Raw genomic sequence first — 17890 nt, 5'->3', positions numbered from 1 at the left:
ATTTCACCAGTGTTTGAGCTGGATACAAAGATTCATTTTATTGGCGACGAAAGGGTCAATAAATTAATAGAGAATAAAAAATGACAACCGCCCACATCGATATAAATAACTTTGCCCTTTGGACTGCTTTAATTACTCCATTTCATCCGGATGGTAGTGTTGATTATGAATCATTGCAAAAAGTCGTAAAGCAGCAGGAGTCTGCAGGTAACGCAATTTTAATATGTGGCAGTACCGGCGAAGGTTTGGCGATTGAGCAAAATGAGCAGTATGAAATAGTAAAGTTTGTTTGCAACATGCAGCCAAGCGTACCACTAATGGTTGCAATTGCGGGTTCTAATTTACCTGCGCAAAAAGCTTGGATTGAGCAATGTAATGAATTACCTATTCATGCCTACCTTGCTGTATGCCCAATTTATGCCAAACCTGGTGTTATTGGTCAAACCCAATGGTTTGAGACTTTGCTTGATGCATCGCAGCATCCGGTTATGATCTACAACGTGCCTTCTCGCTGTGGAACCGGCATTCCTGTAGAAACGGTTCGAAACATCGGCAACCATAAAAATCTATGGGCGATGAAGGAAGCGAGTGGTGATATCAATGAATTTTTAAAATATGCTGAAGCGGCACCTAAGATGCGTATATACTCTGGTGAAGACCCGTTAATGCCGTATTTAGCCTCAGCAGGTGCTGTTGGTTTAGTCTCTGTCTGCGCCAATGTTTGGCCAAAAGCAACCAATTTATATGTTGAGAAGTCATTAACTGTAAGAAGTTTTGAGCTATTTTCGGTTTGGTATACCGCTACTAATGCTTTATTTGAAGCGGCTAACCCAATTCCAGTCAAGGTATTGATGCACCAGCAGGGAATGATCGCCTCTCCAACTTTGCGCGCACCATTGACGCACTTAGAATTAACCTCAAAAACTGGTATCAATGCGGCAGATGAAGCGATCAGTGAGTGGTATCAACAAAAATCATAAGTAACGGTTATATCGATGAATAAATTTAGTAAGCAACTATTAACTGTCGGAGAAATGGCTAGTGGAGTGTCCTTAACCGTTCCTGTATATCAGTTAAAAGGCAGTGGTAGTGGTCCATCGGTCTATATCCAAGCAAATATTCATGGCGCAGAAGTACAGGGCAATGCGGTAATTTATCAACTGCTAGAGCAATTACAATCGATTGAACTATTTGGTGATATTACATTAGTGCCTTATGCTAATCCGGTAGCGTGTAATCATAAGAATGGCGAATATACTTTAGGCCGGTTTGACCCTATCACCGGGGTTAACTGGAACCGCATGTATCATTTTAATGAATCCTTGATTGATAGTGTTATTGAACAGCATCAAGACAGTGATGTAGATACTATCAAAAAAGCATTTAAACAATGCATGCTTGCAGATATCCAAGATCAGATTGACCACAACAACTATGGTTTAAGCACCGGACGCCGAATTGCTTACCAGTTGCAACAAATGGCTCACAGTGCCGATATTGTACTCGATTTACATACCGGACCAATTTCTTCTAAACACCTTTATTGTCCTGAATATTTAACAGGCAGTGCAAGCCATTTTAATATTCCCCATACAATTTTGATTCCCAACACTTTTGATGGGGCGATGGATGAAGCGTGTTTTTGTCCTTGGTGGTCACTCACACAAAGGTTTCAAAAACTAGGTCGAAATTTAGATTTTAACCAAGAAAGCTTTACTGTTGAATTGGGCTCACAAGAACTAATTGATTTAGATGAAGCCTTGGTCGATGCCAACAGTATTTTATCTTACCTTCAATATAAAAATGTAGTGAATAGCAAGCGGTATGTTGCTGAAAAAATGACTCGTCATGCCTGTTATTTGAAAGACTATAAAGTTTATTATGCGCCTATGGGCGGAATGGTCGATTACTTAGCGACCTTTGGTGAAGAATTAAAAGCAGGTGAACCGTTAGCTCGTATATTACGCATGGATAACTATGGTGATGGAAATGCATTACATTACTTAACTCTAGAACAAGACGTCATCCCAATTTTGCATTTTGCTTCTGCAAGCGTAAATCAAGGCACGCAACTATATAAACTGTTTACTAATTATTTTACCTTATAAGCGCTTGGCTAATTACAAGAAACTGAATTGATAAAATCAAAATGAATAAAAAAACAAATCCAGTCAAGAAACCATAGATGCAGCAGCGGCTGTAGCTGCTAGCATAAAAAAGCCTGGCCAAAACAAAGAACAAACCAAGCTCATTTCCCAAGGTATTCAAAAAGGCATTGAGCTATATAAGAAACAGCAAAAAGAAAAAGCACGAAGCGCAAACAAAGAAAAAAAGAAAATGCAAAAAGCCAAGCAGCAGTTGGTTGAAAGCGAACACGATAATGTACAAGTTAAAAATAATCGCTTACCTTGGGTTTTACTTTCTCTGTCGTGGTTGCTTTTTATAGTATATGTTAGCGTCAACTAGTAATAGAAACGGTATATAAACTTTAAAGGAAGTAGGAATTAATAATGAAACTTGTTATTGCATTTGTTTGGCTAGGTTGTCTGTACAATCTATTTGTTCCATTTGGCGATGGACTCGATGTCATGCTGCACTGGGTCTTAATCGCCTTGCCATTAGCACATTTATTGGAATGTATTATTTTTAGAAAGCGAGTTGAAGCTGCAGAAGGCGATAATATGCACCATTACATTCAGATTTTCTTTTTTGGTGGCATACATTTAATGCATATGACCAAACAAGAAAATAAAAAGAAATAGACAGCTACCATTTTTTACGTGGCAAATATGGATGTTCTTTTTTGCTATCAAGTTGGCGTTTAACTGCAATTTGTTGGTTTTTACCAAGTAATATTTGCAGTTGATACCAGCTTTCTTGCGCCAACATCCATGGACTATTACGCTGCCAATTATTGTTAAATAAAGCTTTCACAGCGCCAACTGTGTCTGGAGAACGTTGACTGCACTCAGAAATTAATTTAGCAGCTCTTGCACCTGCGTCTTTATCTACGCTTGAAATTAATCCTATTTTCTCTGCTTCAACAACATCTATGATTTTACCTGTCATCGCCAACTCTTTAGCTTTATCTATAGCGATAAGTTCTGTTAAAGCCATGTTTGCACCCATATCAGGAATTAACCCCCATTTACTTTCCAGAATTGAAAAGGTTGCATCAGGATAAGCAATTCTAAAGTCAGCGCCCAAGATAATTTGTAGTCCGCCGCCCCAACATTTACCTTGTATTACGGCAACAACAGGTACTGGGATTTTACGCCAATTAGTGGTGACACGTTGCGCTAGGTTGCTATTTCCTGGCCACCACTTAAAAAGTATTCTTAAAATATTGGTCTTTTTCTTCATCATTGCTTTTACATCAAGACCAGTACAAAACTCATTACCAGCGCCCGTCAATAGCACTGCTCTTATGGTTTTATTACGACGTAAATGTTTACTAACATGATCTAATTCATGGAACATTATCAAATCAAGGCAGTTCATTTTTTCCGGCCTGTTTAATTGAACGGTAGCAACATCGTTTTCAATATTAAGAGAAATAGTTGTATATGGCGTCATTAAAATTTGTACCTTCGTATTTAGCTTTTACTTATAGATAAGCAAGAACAGTAATAATTAGCATTGACCATAAGCATAAGCTGGCGACAAAGTATGGAATAAAACGATGGATTACTGTGTTGTAACTACAGTGTATTATGCTATGTATAATACGAGCGACGACAAAGCACCAGGCTAAATATTGTAAACTGGCGTCGATGTTATTGGTAAATATTGCTAGTAGGCATAATACATAGAAGACAATAGGCAGTTCAAAAAGGTTTGCTAAATTATAGGCTGGGCGATTTACAGATTCAGGGATCACTTGCTGCAGTTGCTGAGGTGATTGCAACTCTTGAGCATCAATTCCTTTTGTAAACAAAAAACTTAGCCGCCTTATATACATATAAATCCATACCGACATAGTTAGAAGCAGCAAGGTTAGCATTGGTAAAATTAACGGGTGTTGATTCATCTTGTTATTAATATTTTCAATTAGTTGCGGTGAGTGATTATTAAAACTTTAGCCTAATTTTTAAATACAAGCGAAAGTTACGTTGCCATTCGTGGTTTTTTTATGTGATAATATAACAAAATAACGATTGGGTTCTAGATCAACTACTGGATTGCCAACAAAAAACGAAATTATGAATTTACTAACACGCACTCACCATAACAACAGAATAATCTGTGCAATTGTTTTAACAATTGCACTGCTGTTTGCGCCGTTTGTAAAAGCTACCCATCATCATGAAGATGGTCTTAATCATGGCGTAGAGTGTCAGGTTTGTATGTACTCTGCTATCGATAATGACGATAGTGCTATCGATGCTAAACCGTTTCAAAAATTCAATGCAGTAAGCAATAAAAACATAATGACAAAAAGTCATTATGCTCCTGCTTTTAACTGCTCATTTCACGCCCGTGCACCGCCGCTAACTTTCTTCATTTAATACATCCTTTAGGTCAGTATGTTATGGCCTAAATTTTTACACTTTAAAATTAGAAAGAATTAGAGAAAATTATGAAATTAAGATTTTTGACGTCAGCGATCCTTGCAGTTATCGCTGGCAAACAGGCTGTTGCACAAGATAACGCATCAAATATAAACGTAAGTGCGGTGATTAATGTTGGTTATACCGATAGAGAAGAGTTCTCTGGTATTGCCGGCTATGGCGTAGATGAGCATGCGGCGGGGTTAGATTCTGGCTTTTGGACAGACCATACAGAGCTAGCAATAAGTGCACCAATAGATGATATGTTTTACGGTAAAGTTACCATGGTGCTTGATGAGCATGATGGCGAAACGGAAGTAGAACTAGAAGAAGCATTCGTGCAAACAATGGGTTTAGACTATGACTTGTCGGTTCGCTTTGGTCGCTTTTTGTCAAACGTAGGTTACCTCAACTCGAAACATGCGCATACCGATAGCTTTGCCGATCGCCCATTAGTTTATCGTGCGTTTATGAACGGTCATTATTACGATGATGGCGCAAGACTGTCTTGGTTAGCACCGACAGATACCTATATCGAAATAGGTGCCGAAGCATTTAAAGGCGGCACTCGACCTGCTTACAGTGACGGTGAAGGTATAGGCGTGCACACAGCGTTCATCAAAACAGGTGGCGACTTTAATGTTGAAAATAGTTGGCAGTTAGGATTTTCATACTTAAATGCGCAAAATGATGAAGGTTATTGTGACAGCCATGGCCATGAAGAGCATGAAGAACACGAAGAACATGCGCTAGAAGAAGAGCATGGACATGAAGCGTTTGACGCTTGTGCATTCAGCGGTGAAAAAGATTATTACATTGTAGATGCTACGTGGAAGTGGGCACCTAATGGTAATTATAAGTACCAAAACTTTACGTTATCAGCTGAGTACTTCTTTGTTGAAGAGAAAGGTGAGTTGGCTCATGAAGAAGATCATGATGACCACGAAGAACACGTTTCTATGATGGAAGAGCATCATGATGAAGTCTCTTTAGAACACAACGGCTTTTACGTGAGTGGTGTTTACCAATTTACGCCGAATTGGGCCGCGGGTGTGCGTTATTCTCAAATTGATTTTGATGAACCATATTCAGATGGCTTCAAGCCGAAAGTAACGACGGCAATGGTAGAATATCGCCATTCTCATTTTTCGACTATTAGATTTCAATATAGCCAAGATGAATCAAATGAAGAGTTTACTGACGACCAGATCACTTTACAGTTTTCAATGGCATTAGGAGCACATGGTGCGCATCAATTCTAAACGTATATCAGCAGCATTAATGTCGGCAGCGGTACTCTTATCGTTCCCGGCAACTGCGGCATTAAATATTTTTGCCTGTGAGCCAGAATATGCGGCTCTTGGCAAAGAACTTGCGCTAGATAATGCCAAGATCTCTGCTGCGACCACCGCGTTGCAAGACCCGCATTTTGTGCAAGCGAGACCAAGTCTAATTTCGAAGATGCGCCGCGCAGATCTAGTGATCTGTGCTGGCGCTGATTTAGAAATTGGTTGGCTGCCAATGTTGCAAATGAAGTCAAATAATCGAGATGTACAATCGACGAGTAAAGGTCTATTTTACGCTTCCGATCATATTGAAAATTTGGATATCCCGAAAACTGTAGACCGTTCGATGGGGGATGTTCATGTCGGTGGTAATCCACATCTACACTTAGATCCTGAGCGATTACTGACTGTTGCTGGCGCTTTGACAAAAAAATTACAAGCTCTCGATGCTGATAACAAACAGCAGTATCAACAGAACTATGATGATTTTAGTAAACGCTGGCAAGCCGCTATGGCACAATGGCGTGAGCAAGTGAAACCATTAAATGGTAAAAATATTGCTGCTTATCATTCATCATTCAGGTACTTATTTGAGTTCTCTGGGCTAAAACAGGTTGCAGATCTTGAGCCTAAACCAGGGCTACCGCCAACGACATCACATTTGCTCGAAGTATTAAAAACTGTAGAAAGTGATAACGTCGCTGTGGTTGTTTATACTGGTTATCAGGATGATAAAGCAGCTAAGTGGTTAAGCAGTAAAACGGGTATCAATGCTGTGCAATTGCCGTACACTGTAGGTGGTAATGAAAGCAGTACTGATCTATTTAAACTGATGGACGAACACATCAGATTGCTAACAAGTGCATTTGCGAGCAAATAAATTTTATTTATTAAACGAGTAACCAATTAATATGATTGAGCTATTTGAAATTTTACTGCCGGCGCTAGTCGCAGGATTAATTGTACTGTTAACTCATGTTCCTTTGGGCTTTCAAGTACTAAAGCGCGATATCATATTTATTGACCTGGCGATTGCGCAAATGGCCGGATTAGGTGCCGTTGTGATAGCGAGTACTGATATTGGCCATCATTTGCCTGGGGCGAGTTACATCATGGCGGCAGTATTTGCGTTATCTGGCGCTGCTATTGTTGCCTGTTTTGAAAAGTTTGCACAACACCACTTAGAAGCGCTTATTGGTTGTTTATATGTTTTAGCAGCAACCGGAGCGTTTTTATTGCTCGCTAACGACCCGCATGGCGGTGACTTATTAAAGCAAGTATTGTCGGGGCAAATTCTGTGGGTAACGTTTGCAGATTTATATCTACATATGATTGTCTATGCGCTATTAATTGCGTTAATGTTAATGAAACCTCAGTGGCTAAATGGTAAGGCATTCTATTTTATATTTGCTATCGCGATAACGTCATCGGTACAAATGGTTGGTGTATTCTTAGTATTTAGTACTTTAATTATTCCTGCTTTAGTGACGTTTAAGTTAGCAAAAAACAAGTTTCAACACGCCTATCTGGTAGGCTTTAGCGGCTATGTTTTAGGCCTTATTGCTTCAGCTATGTGGGATTTGCCGAGCGGTGCTACCATTGTTTGGGCATTAGCTGTGTGTGGGCTTGGTTATACGATAATATTCAATACCAAACCTAAATCAGCATAGGTTAATAGTTTTAGTGGCAGCATAAACCCACTAAGATTGAGAAAATTGCAGAGACAAAAAGAGCCGCTATTATGAAGTGACCCCAGAAAGTTGGACACTTTATTAAGCGGCTCTTTTTTTGTTTGCTAGAAACCTAAGACTAACGTTTAAACGTCTTTGGTTTGCCACCTTGGCTTTTATTAGACGCTGGTCGTTTATGCTTATTCAGCGGTTTGTCGCCGCTTGGCTTTTTGCGATCAGCGCTGTTGCCATAAGTTTTTTGTTTTTCTTTTTTAGGTTTAGCTTTTACTACAGGTTTATCTTGTACTCGAATACCGTCTTGCTCTATGGTTATTCTACCGTGCTTAAGCAAATTACCAACAGTCGACTTAAATGCCTTTTTACTGACGCCAAAAGTTTTACTGATCAGTTCCGGTGAGCTCTTGTCATTGATGCTACAAAAGCCGTCATTGTCTTGTAAATATTGTAATAATACAGGAGCAAAATCGTTAACTTTCCCTATGCCGCCACGAGTCAAAATTAAATCAACTCGACCATCGCCACGGACATTCTTAATGTAGCCTTGCATTTTCTTACCGACGCGAAGTGGCTGAAATATTTCGTTGTCGTATAACAAGCCCCAGTTTTTCTCATTGATGATGGCCTTAAAACCTAAGTCAGTTTTGTCGCCAATGGTAAGCTCAACTCTTTCACCGATTTCATAATTAGCTGGCCAGATATCTAAATATTTATCTAATTTGCTTGAAGCAGCAATGCGGTCGGTATGTAAATCGCGGTAAATCTTAACTAAGTAATATTTACCTTCGATCATCTTATGGTGCTGTTGATTATAAGGAACTAGTAGGTCTTTCGATAAACCCCAATCTAAAAAAGCACCCATTTTGTTTACTTGGATACATTTTAAACTAACAAAGTCATCGACTTGGCCTTTGGGTGTTTCAGTAGTCGCAATTAAGCGATCGTTTGAGTCAAAATAAATAAATACAGCAAGATCGCTTCCTTCTTTGCACTCTTCTGGTAAATAACGATTTGGTAATAGAATTTCCCCTAAATCGCCACCATCTAAATATGCGCCAAACTCTGTCAGCTTTACAATATTTAGGTTATTTATTTTGCCTATCTCAGCCATTATTTTTCCTAATAAATCGAAATTGCGCGTAGTGTAACACGGTCGCTACTAACAACTTGTAGTTTTTTTGTTTATAAAGGCTAGTCTGCGGGGTGTTGATTTTGTATTTTTAATTTGCATTGAATATATTCACCGTGGTTTAAGTGTAGCAATTCGGCAATTTTTCGAATGATGTGTTCTTCAATGACATCTAAGTGACCGTCAGCATAGGCAACTTTCCACAATAGTCCGACAATTTTAATGCGATCTTCTAGTGAATAATTATTGTTAATCATTGAAGTATATTGATAAAAATCATTAGCATGATGAGACTCATCTTCAGCTAATGCTAATATGTCGAGCACTTCTGCTTTATCCAGTTCAAAATGTTGTTGTAACAGGCTAACGATTTGTTGTTTTTCTTCTGGTTCAAATTTTTGGTCAGCGCGCATCACTTCAAATAATAATACTGCAGTAGCTATTTCTAAAGATAAGGTATTGTTATGTACATTATCGGTTTGCAAATTGCGTATAAAAACTCTAATTCTTGTAAGCATAATAGGGGATCTTATCGTTGTTTTTTTTGATTGTAGTCGGTTATTCGTTAATAGCAATTTCGGCGCGATTTCGACCGTTATTTTTGGCGGTATATAACGCGTTATCAGCGATGCTCATTGCTTTAATTAAATTCGACTTTTGATTATTATCTTTAGTCGGTCTCATCAAGGTAGCACCTAGGCTAATGGTAACATGATCGGCAATCTCCGATGCAGGGTGGGCAATATTTAAATTGTTAATACTGTCTATGATTTGATCAAGTTTCATCTTCAGGTCTTTAAGTTCAATACCACTAAATAATATAACAAATTCTTCACCGCCATATCTAGCAACAATATCATTGATACGTCTCGCTGATTTTGCCAGCGTAGTTGCGACAGTTTTTAGTGCTTCATCACCTGCAAGGTGACCTAAAGAATCATTATACTTCTTAAAGAAGTCGATATCACACATGACAATCGCAAACGTTATATTATGTCTTTGCAGGTGCGCCCATTCTTTTTCGAAATGTTGCTCAAACGCAAGACGATTTGCGATTTGCGTTAGAGAGTCAGTCATCCCCAACTCTGTTAAACGCATGCGCTGTTTTTCAACCATATCGACTAGTTGGTTAAATTGCTTTTCCATATCATTGATTTCAGCAAAAATAGTATTATTTTCCAGTCTTTGAATTGATGTAATATCGGTCATTTTTTTAATATCTTTGTTGGTGACCACAATGGGTTTAACTACATACTTTTCAACAAGTAAGTAAAAAGCAACCATTATTAAGAATTGTAAAGACAGGGTGATGACCATTGCTTTAGTAATGATAGTGCTATCTACTTCATTTTGATGAGTGATATCAATAACCTTTATCGGAACGCCTTTGTAATCGTCAACAAGTCGTTGGCGGTTTTTACTCGATGAGCGAGCGACATATATATTTTTAATTGCTTGTAAATTTCTATATTGGTCACTGTATGGAATTAGCTTTAATTCAAGCTGTGTTATTGCTGAAATACTATCTAAATCTGCCTGGTTAAATACTCGAAGAAAGATGAGGTGTCCTGCATACTCGCCACTGGTATCGGTTTTAAATATTGGGGTAGCAGTGACGATTACTATATCGTTGTTAAAGTTGATTAATTCAGAGATAGAAATAGGTTTTATATTTTTGCGTTGTAATAAATCCGAGTATTTAAATTTGTTGTTTGTGTTTAGAGCTGAAATATCGATAGGTTTTAACTCTTTAGAGTTAAAACCGTCGGAATAAATTATATTATCTGAGCTGTCAGTGATGATAACCCCTTCAATGTTTAAATTTTTAAAGGTTTCGACAGAGAAGTTGCTCTTTATATAGTCGCTATCTTGGCTATGAATGAAGTTATATGTATCATCCCAAACGGCATAATCGTAATTACTTTTCTCCAAATTCTTCGTATATTCATCAAACGTCTTTGATAAAATTGTTAACTCTTTATTGTATACAGTTTCAATGCTTTCTTCGGCGAGCGGAATTTCCACCAATATCCGATAGCCAATACTGACGATAAACACAATAACCAAAACGATTGTGAAAAATAGATTTAAAAGACTGCTTATTCTAAATTGTTTACTCATAAATAGATGTTATTCATACCTGATATTTTTGGCTATCTTTGACTATCTTTAGGTTGCTTCAATCCGTTTTCTTACGGCTCAAAAGATTATACTCGTTATCCAAATAGCTTAATTTATACAGAGGTTTATGCTATTTTCCATTCTTCAATGAGTATAGGCTAGAAAACTAAATTAGAAAGACTCATATCGAAAAATACAATCAATTTAATTAAAGAGAGTGAATCTTGGAAAAAACAAATCAATCACTAAATCAATCAACTGACGCTAAACCAAAACGCATTCGCTCTCTAGATGCGTTACGCGGGTTTGATATGGTTTGGATTTTGGGCGCTGAAGGATTATTTCTAGCGTTGTTCCTGATAACGGGTTGGTCTGTGTTTAATGTTGCTGACCAACAAATGCAACATTCACAATGGCATGGTTTTACCATGTATGACCTTATCTTTCCACTGTTCATCTTTCTCGCTGGCGTGAGTCTTGGGCTAGCAGCAAAAAATATCAATGTTTATAGTCAGCAACAACGCAGCGAAAAATACAGACATGCATTTAAGCGCTTAGGCTTATTATTTTTACTTGGTATTGTTTATAACCACGGGTGGGGCGGAGGAATTCCTGCCGATTTCGAAAGTATTCGTTATGTTAGCGTGCTTGGCCGTATAGGTCTTGCCTGGTTTGTCGCTGCTATGGTGGTGTGGCATTTTGCAAATAAATATCAAGCTCTAGTAACCTTAGGAATATTACTAAGCTATTGGTTAATACTCGCCTTTGTCAGCATTGGCAATTTTGGCGGCGGTAACTTTGGACCAGATTTCTCAATCAACGCTTGGTTTGACCAAACCTTCTTGTACGGTATTCGTTATCAAAACCTTGCTGTTGACCCTGAAGGTATATTGTCGAACCTAGGGTCAATTGTAAATTGTCTGCTTGGTGTTTTCGCCGGTAGAATGTTGAAACAATTACAAAGTACGCCAAGCAAGTTAATTATTCAATGGGTTATCGCAGGAATTGTTTCAGTAGCTCTGGCTTTAGCGCTTCATCCGATTATGCCTATTAATAAAACGCTTTGGACGCCGACTTTTGTATTACTCACTTCCGGTTTAAGTATTTTATTCCTAACACTATTTTATTGGCTTGTTGATGTGCTGAATTGGCAACGCCTACCACAATTTTTTATCGTCATAGGCATGAATTCTATTGTGATCTATTTAGCAACTTCAATCGTAAAATGGCAGTACATAGTAGATAGTTTATTCGGCGGTGTATTAGCGAGCCTAAGTACACCATGGCAATCATTGTTATCAGTAATATGTTTAGTGGCAGTGCAATGGTTATTTTTAGCTTGGCTATATAAGCATAAGATATTCATCAAGATATAATTTAGTCGTGACCTATAACGTTAAGGTTGGACAATTGTTTCAAATGTAATAAATCGTAACATTTTAACAATATACTTGTTTTAACATCCTGCTAACATTAGCGCTAAGAAGTAAAGTTTAAGGTGATGTTGTGGCGACAAAAAAACAAATTATTATTCCTATTGTAATCGTGGCACTTGGTTTTGGTGGTTTTTCCACTCTTTCTTCGATGAAGAAACCACCACAAGAGAAAGCTAAAGTGGATACGGTTCCGCTCGTGTCAGTTAATGAAGTTGAATTACAATCACTTAACTTAGATGTAGAATCTTACGGGGTTATTAATCCAAAATATCAAACAGAACTAATTGCGCAAGTAAGCGGTGAAATAGTTTCTCTTTCTGAACATTTTGTTAAAGGCGGCTTTATTAAAAAAGGTCAACTGCTTGCAACAATCGACCCGAATGATTATGAGGCTGCGCTAATTGAAGCTGAATCTTCTCTTGCCTCAGCTCGTTCATCTTTAGAATTAGAAAAAGCCCAGGGTAAAGTTGCAGAACGCGAATGGCAACGAATTAAAGATACCACACCGTCAGAATTGAGTTTACGTAAACCGCAGCTTGCTCAAGAGATGGCAAGAGTAGACGCTGCTGAAGCAATGGTTAAACGTGCGAGACGTAACTTAGAGCGTACTAAAATAGTGGCGCCATATGATGCAATGATCAGTGGCCGTCAAATAGGCCTCGGATCTTATGTAAGTTCAGGTCGAGTTATTGGCGAAATCCTGAATGTTGCCATTGCTGAAGTTCGATTGCCTGTAGCTGATAATCAATTGCAATATCTTATTGATGGTGGTTTAAACTCATCGGTAATTTTAACTAGTAAATACGCTGGATTAGATCACACTTGGAATGCGACCATTGTTCGCTCCGAAGGTGTCATAGATACTGATTCTCGTATGAACTATCTTGTCGCTGAGATTCAAGATCCGTATGGTCTGAAAAGCGGCGATAAAGCATTGCGTTACGGTAGTTATGTAAATGCAATTATCGAAGGGGTAAGTATTCCTGATGTTGCTATGCTACCAAGATATTTGGTTGATAATAATCAAGTCGCAGTGATGGATATAGATAACAAATTACTATTCAAAAACGTCACGATTTATCGTCAACAAGGTAAAAATGTTGTTATTTCTGATGGTCTAGATGCTGGTGATTTAGTTATCACTTCAGCCTTGGATTTTCCTTTGAATGGCATGCAGTTATCTTTAATCGATGATGTTCTGAGCAACGATATAGAAGCTGACACAGAAGTCATTGATTCGCAATTAGCGCTGAAGGACTAGAACTATGATCGATACTAATAAAGGTTTAATCGCTTGGTTTGCGAGAAACCCTGTAGCTGCCAATTTGTTGATGATTATTATCATTGTTGGTGGCTTACTTACCATGGGGACTATCCGTAAACAGTTTTTCCCGCAAATCGAAATCAACTGGTTAGAGTATCGCACTGCTTATCCTGGCGCTGCCCCACAAGAAGTAGAAGAGGGCATCACTATCAAAGTTGAAGAAGCTTTGAAGTCTGTCCAAGGTTTAGAGCGAGTAATCACTTACTCTGGGCGAAATGCTTCCTATGGTTGGTTTCGTGTTTCTGAATCTTACGATCCACAAATTGTATTAGAAGAAGTTAAATCGCAAATTGACTCCATTTCTTCATTCCCTGCTGGTATGGAAAGACCAACAGTTGAACGCATTAAAATGCGTCAGGAAGTTATGTATATCAGCTTGTATGGTGATATGTCGCAAAAGCAACTTAAAGAGCTTGGGCGCAATATACATAACGAGATACAGCAACTTCCGTTGATAAGTATTTCAGATTATTATTCTGGCTTAAATTACGAGATCGGAATTGAAGTAAGTAAGGATAAGTTAAGAGAATATGATCTATCCTTCCAAGACGTTGCTAATGCAATACGTAATTGGTCGCGAAATATGTCGGCAGGGCAAATACGCGCTGAAAATGGCTATATAAATCTGCGTGTAGAAAACCAAGCATACATAGGTCATGAGTTTGAAAACTTACCAATCATTACTCGTGCCGATGGTAGTAAGGTCTATTTAGGTGATTTAGCCACTATCAGCGATGAATTTGAACAAGGTATACAATATTCTAAGTTTAATGGTAAAAATTCAGTAACGTTCTTTGTTGGCGCCGCTAACGATCAAAGTATTACTGATGTTGCAAAAGTAATTAGAGGCTATGTAGATCGAAAAAGTGCTGACTTACCTGAGAATGTCGAGTTAGAGACTTGGGTAGATATGACTGAATATCTACAAGACCGCCTTGATATGATGCTATCAAACTTAATGAGTGGTGCGCTTTTAGTATTCTTAATGCTCGCTATTTTCTTACGTGTCCGCTTGGCATTTTGGGTAATGATGGGGTTACCTGTTTGTTTCCTCGGTACACTGTTATTAATGCCAACATCAATGATTGATGTCACCATCAATATCACCAGTTTATTCGCCTTTATACTTGTCCTTGGTATCGTCGTTGATGATGCCATTGTGATGGGTGAAAGTGCCCACAGTGAAGTCGAAAATAAAGGTCACAGCATTGATAATGTCATTCGTGGTGTTAAGCGTGTGGCGATGCCTGCAACGTTTGGTGTATTAACAACGATTGCAGCGTTTTTGCCGTTTACTTTAGGTGATGGTCCATCGGCTGCTTTCGGTCAGGCTATAGGTTTTGTCGTTGTTCTTTGTCTAATTTTCTCATTAATTGAATCTAAGTTAATTTTACCTGCGCATTTGGCGCGAATGAAAGTGAAGACATTTAATCCTCGAAATCCACTAGATCGACTGCGCCGTCTTATCGATACTGGCTTGAAAGGTTTTATTGAGAATAAATATCGTCCAGCATTAAAAAAAGCAGTAAATTATCGATACTCTATCGTGTGTTTGTTTGTTGCCATTATATTAGTGTGTGCAGGTTTATTCGAAGCAGGGTTTGCTCGTTATGTTGGACAACCCAAAATACCTCACGATTTCCCTCGCATTCAATTAGAAATGAACTTAGATACATCGGAGCAAGCTACCTTATCTGCGGTAAAAGAGATAGCTCGTTCTTTGTATGAAGTGGATGATGCTATTGAGCAAGAGTTTGGATTAAGAACGATATCAGATATGCAGGTAGATTTACGTTCTCGTACATCAGCCCGCGTTATGGTTAAGCTTATTGATCCTGAAATTCGTCCGTTAAATACTTTTGAAATAGCAGAGCGATGGCGCGCTAATATGCCAATGATTGCGGGCATGAAGAGCTTGAATACTCAGGATAGTCTGTTTGGTAATGACCGAGATGACGGTGATATCAGTTTCCGTCTAGAAAGTACTGATGATCAGCAACTACTGTTAGCCTCGCGTGATTTAAAGAAAAAACTTAACTCACTACTCGGTGTCAGTGATGTGAATGATTCAAGCATGAACAGCGCTAAAGAAGTACAGTTTGACTTGAAGCCTGTTGCTTATTCAATGGGGTTAACCCTAGCGGATGTTGCTCGTCAAGTCGGTTACAGTTTCTATGGTATTGAAGCACAACGTATCTTGCGTAATGGCGAAGAGATTAAAGTTATGGTGCGTTACCCATTAGAGCAGCGAAGTTCAATAGGACATGTTGATGATGTCATGATTCAAGCACCAAATGGTGCTGAGATCCCATTATCGGAAGTCGCAGACATTCGCGTAACGGATGGGGTAACGCAAATTCGTCGTGAAAACGGTAATCGTACCATTAATGTTTGGGCAAAAGTTGATGCGGAGCAGGCTGAGCCGTTCAAGATTGCGGAAGATATTAAAGAAAATTATATCCCGCAATTGTTAAAGCAATATCCGCTGGTTAAGAGTGAAGTAGCTGGTCGTATTCAAGAAGAAATTGAAAGTGCCAACACTCAAATGCGTGACTTTATCATTTCGCTATTGATAATCTACAGCTTGTTAGCAATACCATTGAAGTCTTACTCTCAACCTTTAATTATCATGTCAGTGATTCCATTTGGTGTTATTGGTGCGGTGGTTGGACATATGGTACTTGGAATGGATTTAAGCGTATTATCAATATTTGGTATTATTGCCGCAGCCGGGGTTGTGGTGAACGACTCCCTTGTTATGATTGATTATGTTAATAAGGCACGATCGGCAGGCATTAGTAAAATGCAAGCTGTGGTTGATGCAGGGTGTAATCGTTTCAGAGCAATATTGTTAACTTCATTGACGACATTTATTGGTTTAGTACCAGTTATGCTTGAGACCAGTTTGCAGGCTAAACTTGTAGTACCGATGGCGGTATCGTTAGGTTACGGTGTTCTTTTTGCAACCGTTGTGACCCTAGTCCTTATCCCTTGTTTGTATATTGTCATTGAAGATATAAAGACTTTAATCAAAAGGTTTATAAGATTTTTCAGAACGACCTATTTGGGTCATATCGAGCCGGAGTTAGACGTTGACCTGGTTAATGACGCTATCGTAGATAATGATTTGGCCAAAGATAACTAAGCGTTAAACGCAAAAAACGGGACTGAAAAGTCCCTTTTTTATAAGTAATTTTTACCTAGCGACTATTTACGCTCATACACTTTAAAGTTGTACCCATGAGGGTTTTTCTCATCGGCCAAATGCGGTTCTTCACTTACACAGTGCCAGTCATTATTCGCGTTGTAGTTTGGAAAACATGTATCTCCATCAACGTCTAGATCTATCTCGGTAATATAAAGGCGTTGTGCAGCCTTTAAGCAATGTTCGTATATGCTACCACCACCAATCACCATGATCTCTTCAACGTCGGTAACCATTGCCAATGCATCGTCGACAGAGGTAACGGTTTCAATACCTTCTGCTTGGTAATCAGCACTGCGACTTATTACAATATTTCTTCTTCCAGGTAATGGAAAACCTATAGATTCAAAGGTCTTGCGACCCATAATTACCGGCTTTTTCATAGTTGTTTGTTTGAAGTATTTTAGGTCTGCAGGCATATGCCAAGGCATTTGATTGTCTTTGCCAATTACGCGGTTATCAGCGTGGGCAACAATCATAGATAAGATAGTCATGGAAACACTCTAATTAATGTTATGTATTTTTATTAAACGCAGAATAGCATAACAACAAAAAGGTCACTAATCATAATTCAGCCTTAGATTAAATTTATATACTAAGTATTTCAGCAAAAATAATCACAATAAAGACAAGGTCAACTCAGATGGAAAAATACGGTAGTACACTAAAAAATATGGCGTTGATTTTGTGCGGGAGTTTGATTACTTTGCTCATATTAGCAGTCGCTGACAGACAAATTACAACCAATATGAATGATCAGCGGCCTGTATATTTAGTCGGTGCAGCAACCATTACTGATTACAGTCGCTTGCCTGAATATCGGAAAATAGCTGAGCCTCTGGCTCGCAAAGGAGGTTATGAAGTCATTGCTGCTGCTAATGTTGATACTAGTAAAGGCGTATTATTAGAAGGTGAATGGCCTGCTCAAGGACTATTTTTTATCGAACGATACGAGTCAATGGAAAAACTACAATCTTTCGTCAACTCAGAAGAATTTCAACAAGCGAAACTGCTGCGGGATCAAGTTGCTGATGTACACTTTATGTTTGCACTTGAACAGGGCGAGAACATGGGGCACTAAATAGGTCTAAGACAAAAAAACCAGAATGATATTCTGGCTTTTTATAGGTTCGTCATGTAACTAAAATAGA

At 38.5% G+C, this 17890-nt stretch carries 18 protein-coding genes; 12 read left to right on the top strand and 6 right to left on the bottom strand.

Features of this window, described 5'->3' with window-relative positions; all coding sequences use genetic code 11:
• The first annotated feature begins 80 nt into the window (after positions 1-80).
• The 4 genes from dapA to LT090_RS13990 all read left to right on the top strand — a co-directional run bounded on the left by dapA (position 81) and on the right by LT090_RS13990 (position 2762).
• On the top strand, positions 81-980 hold the full coding sequence (gene dapA / locus LT090_RS14005; protein WP_068545857.1) for a 4-hydroxy-tetrahydrodipicolinate synthase: 900 nt from the start codon (positions 81-83) through the stop codon (positions 978-980).
• 15 nt (positions 981-995) lie between these two features.
• Complete coding sequence (locus LT090_RS14000; RefSeq protein WP_068545858.1) at positions 996-2108, top strand: succinylglutamate desuccinylase/aspartoacylase family protein; 1113 nt, start codon at positions 996-998, stop codon at positions 2106-2108.
• Positions 2109-2181: 73 nt separating this feature from the next.
• Entirely contained in the window at positions 2182-2466 is a 285-nt protein-coding gene (locus LT090_RS13995; RefSeq protein WP_068545859.1) for a DUF2956 family protein, read from the top strand.
• Positions 2467-2510: 44 nt separating this feature from the next.
• Entirely contained in the window at positions 2511-2762 is a 252-nt protein-coding gene (locus tag LT090_RS13990; RefSeq protein WP_068545860.1) for a DUF1145 domain-containing protein, read from the top strand.
• A gap of 4 nt (positions 2763-2766) precedes the next feature.
• Here the strand turns inward: LT090_RS13990 and LT090_RS13985 are convergent, their stop codons facing one another.
• Positions 2767-3576 carry a crotonase/enoyl-CoA hydratase family protein gene (locus tag LT090_RS13985; RefSeq protein WP_068545861.1) on the bottom strand — a complete coding sequence of 270 codons (810 nt, stop codon included), beginning with the start codon at positions 3574-3576 and terminating at the stop codon, positions 2767-2769.
• Positions 3577-3607: 31 nt separating this feature from the next.
• The gene (locus tag LT090_RS13980; RefSeq protein ID WP_226996585.1) at positions 3608-4003 is read right to left on the bottom strand and encodes an MAPEG family protein; all 396 of its coding nucleotides are present in this window, start codon (positions 4001-4003) and stop codon (positions 3608-3610) included.
• 199 nt (positions 4004-4202) lie between these two features.
• Between LT090_RS13980 and LT090_RS13975 the strand changes: the two genes are divergently transcribed.
• From LT090_RS13975 to LT090_RS13960, 4 genes are all read left to right on the top strand, one after another.
• Positions 4203-4508, top strand: coding sequence for a hypothetical protein (locus LT090_RS13975; protein WP_068545863.1), 306 nt, complete (start codon positions 4203-4205; stop codon positions 4506-4508).
• Positions 4509-4579: 71 nt separating this feature from the next.
• Positions 4580-5812: a hypothetical protein gene (locus tag LT090_RS13970; protein ID WP_068545864.1), complete on the top strand. Its 1233-nt coding sequence runs from the start codon at positions 4580-4582 to the stop codon at positions 5810-5812.
• Positions 5796-6716, top strand: coding sequence for a metal ABC transporter solute-binding protein, Zn/Mn family (locus LT090_RS13965; RefSeq protein ID WP_068545998.1), 921 nt, complete (start codon positions 5796-5798; stop codon positions 6714-6716). Before LT090_RS13970 ends, LT090_RS13965 begins: the two co-directional genes overlap by 17 nt.
• A 31-nt stretch (positions 6717-6747) precedes the next feature.
• Positions 6748-7506, top strand: a complete 759-nt coding sequence (locus tag LT090_RS13960; RefSeq protein ID WP_068545865.1) for a metal ABC transporter permease — start codon at positions 6748-6750, stop codon at positions 7504-7506.
• 139 nt (positions 7507-7645) lie between these two features.
• On the opposite strand, the gene LT090_RS13955 is transcribed toward LT090_RS13960, so the two are convergent.
• The 3 genes from LT090_RS13955 to LT090_RS13945 form a co-directional block, all read right to left on the bottom strand.
• Positions 7646-8635, bottom strand: a complete 990-nt coding sequence (locus LT090_RS13955) for a CvfB family protein (protein WP_068545866.1) — start codon at positions 8633-8635, stop codon at positions 7646-7648.
• A gap of 80 nt (positions 8636-8715) precedes the next feature.
• Complete coding sequence (locus tag LT090_RS13950; RefSeq protein WP_068545867.1) at positions 8716-9171, bottom strand: tellurite resistance TerB family protein; 456 nt, start codon at positions 9169-9171, stop codon at positions 8716-8718.
• A 40-nt stretch (positions 9172-9211) separates the two neighbouring features.
• Positions 9212-10774: a sensor domain-containing diguanylate cyclase gene (locus tag LT090_RS13945; protein WP_070795998.1), complete on the bottom strand. Its 1563-nt coding sequence runs from the start codon at positions 10772-10774 to the stop codon at positions 9212-9214.
• Between the two features lie 224 nt (positions 10775-10998).
• On the opposite strand from LT090_RS13945, the gene nagX reads away from it, so the two are divergent.
• The 3 genes from nagX (at position 10999) to LT090_RS13930 (ending at position 16679) form a co-directional block, all read left to right on the top strand.
• Complete coding sequence (nagX, locus tag LT090_RS13940) at positions 10999-12150, top strand: transmembrane glucosamine N-acetyltransferase NagX (protein ID WP_068545869.1); 1152 nt, start codon at positions 10999-11001, stop codon at positions 12148-12150.
• A 130-nt stretch (positions 12151-12280) separates the two neighbouring features.
• A complete protein-coding gene (locus LT090_RS13935) occupies positions 12281-13471 on the top strand; it encodes an efflux RND transporter periplasmic adaptor subunit (protein WP_068545870.1) in 1191 nt (396 codons plus the stop codon).
• Positions 13472-13475: 4 nt separating this feature from the next.
• The gene (locus LT090_RS13930; protein ID WP_082897117.1) at positions 13476-16679 is read left to right on the top strand and encodes an efflux RND transporter permease subunit; all 3204 of its coding nucleotides are present in this window, start codon (positions 13476-13478) and stop codon (positions 16677-16679) included.
• A 62-nt stretch (positions 16680-16741) separates the two neighbouring features.
• On the opposite strand, the gene folA is transcribed toward LT090_RS13930, so the two are convergent.
• Positions 16742-17233 carry a type 3 dihydrofolate reductase gene (folA, locus tag LT090_RS13925; protein ID WP_068545871.1) on the bottom strand — a complete coding sequence of 164 codons (492 nt, stop codon included), beginning with the start codon at positions 17231-17233 and terminating at the stop codon, positions 16742-16744.
• A gap of 212 nt (positions 17234-17445) precedes the next feature.
• Between folA and LT090_RS13920 the strand changes: the two genes are divergently transcribed.
• Complete coding sequence (locus LT090_RS13920; RefSeq protein WP_157726608.1) at positions 17446-17820, top strand: DUF1330 domain-containing protein; 375 nt, start codon at positions 17446-17448, stop codon at positions 17818-17820.
• Positions 17821-17890 lie beyond the last annotated feature (70 nt).

The organism is Thalassotalea crassostreae (assembly GCF_001831495.1).
Taxonomy (GTDB): Bacteria; Pseudomonadota; Gammaproteobacteria; order Enterobacterales; family Alteromonadaceae; genus Thalassotalea_A; species Thalassotalea_A crassostreae.
This window is presented reverse-complemented; position numbering and strand designations above follow the sequence as displayed.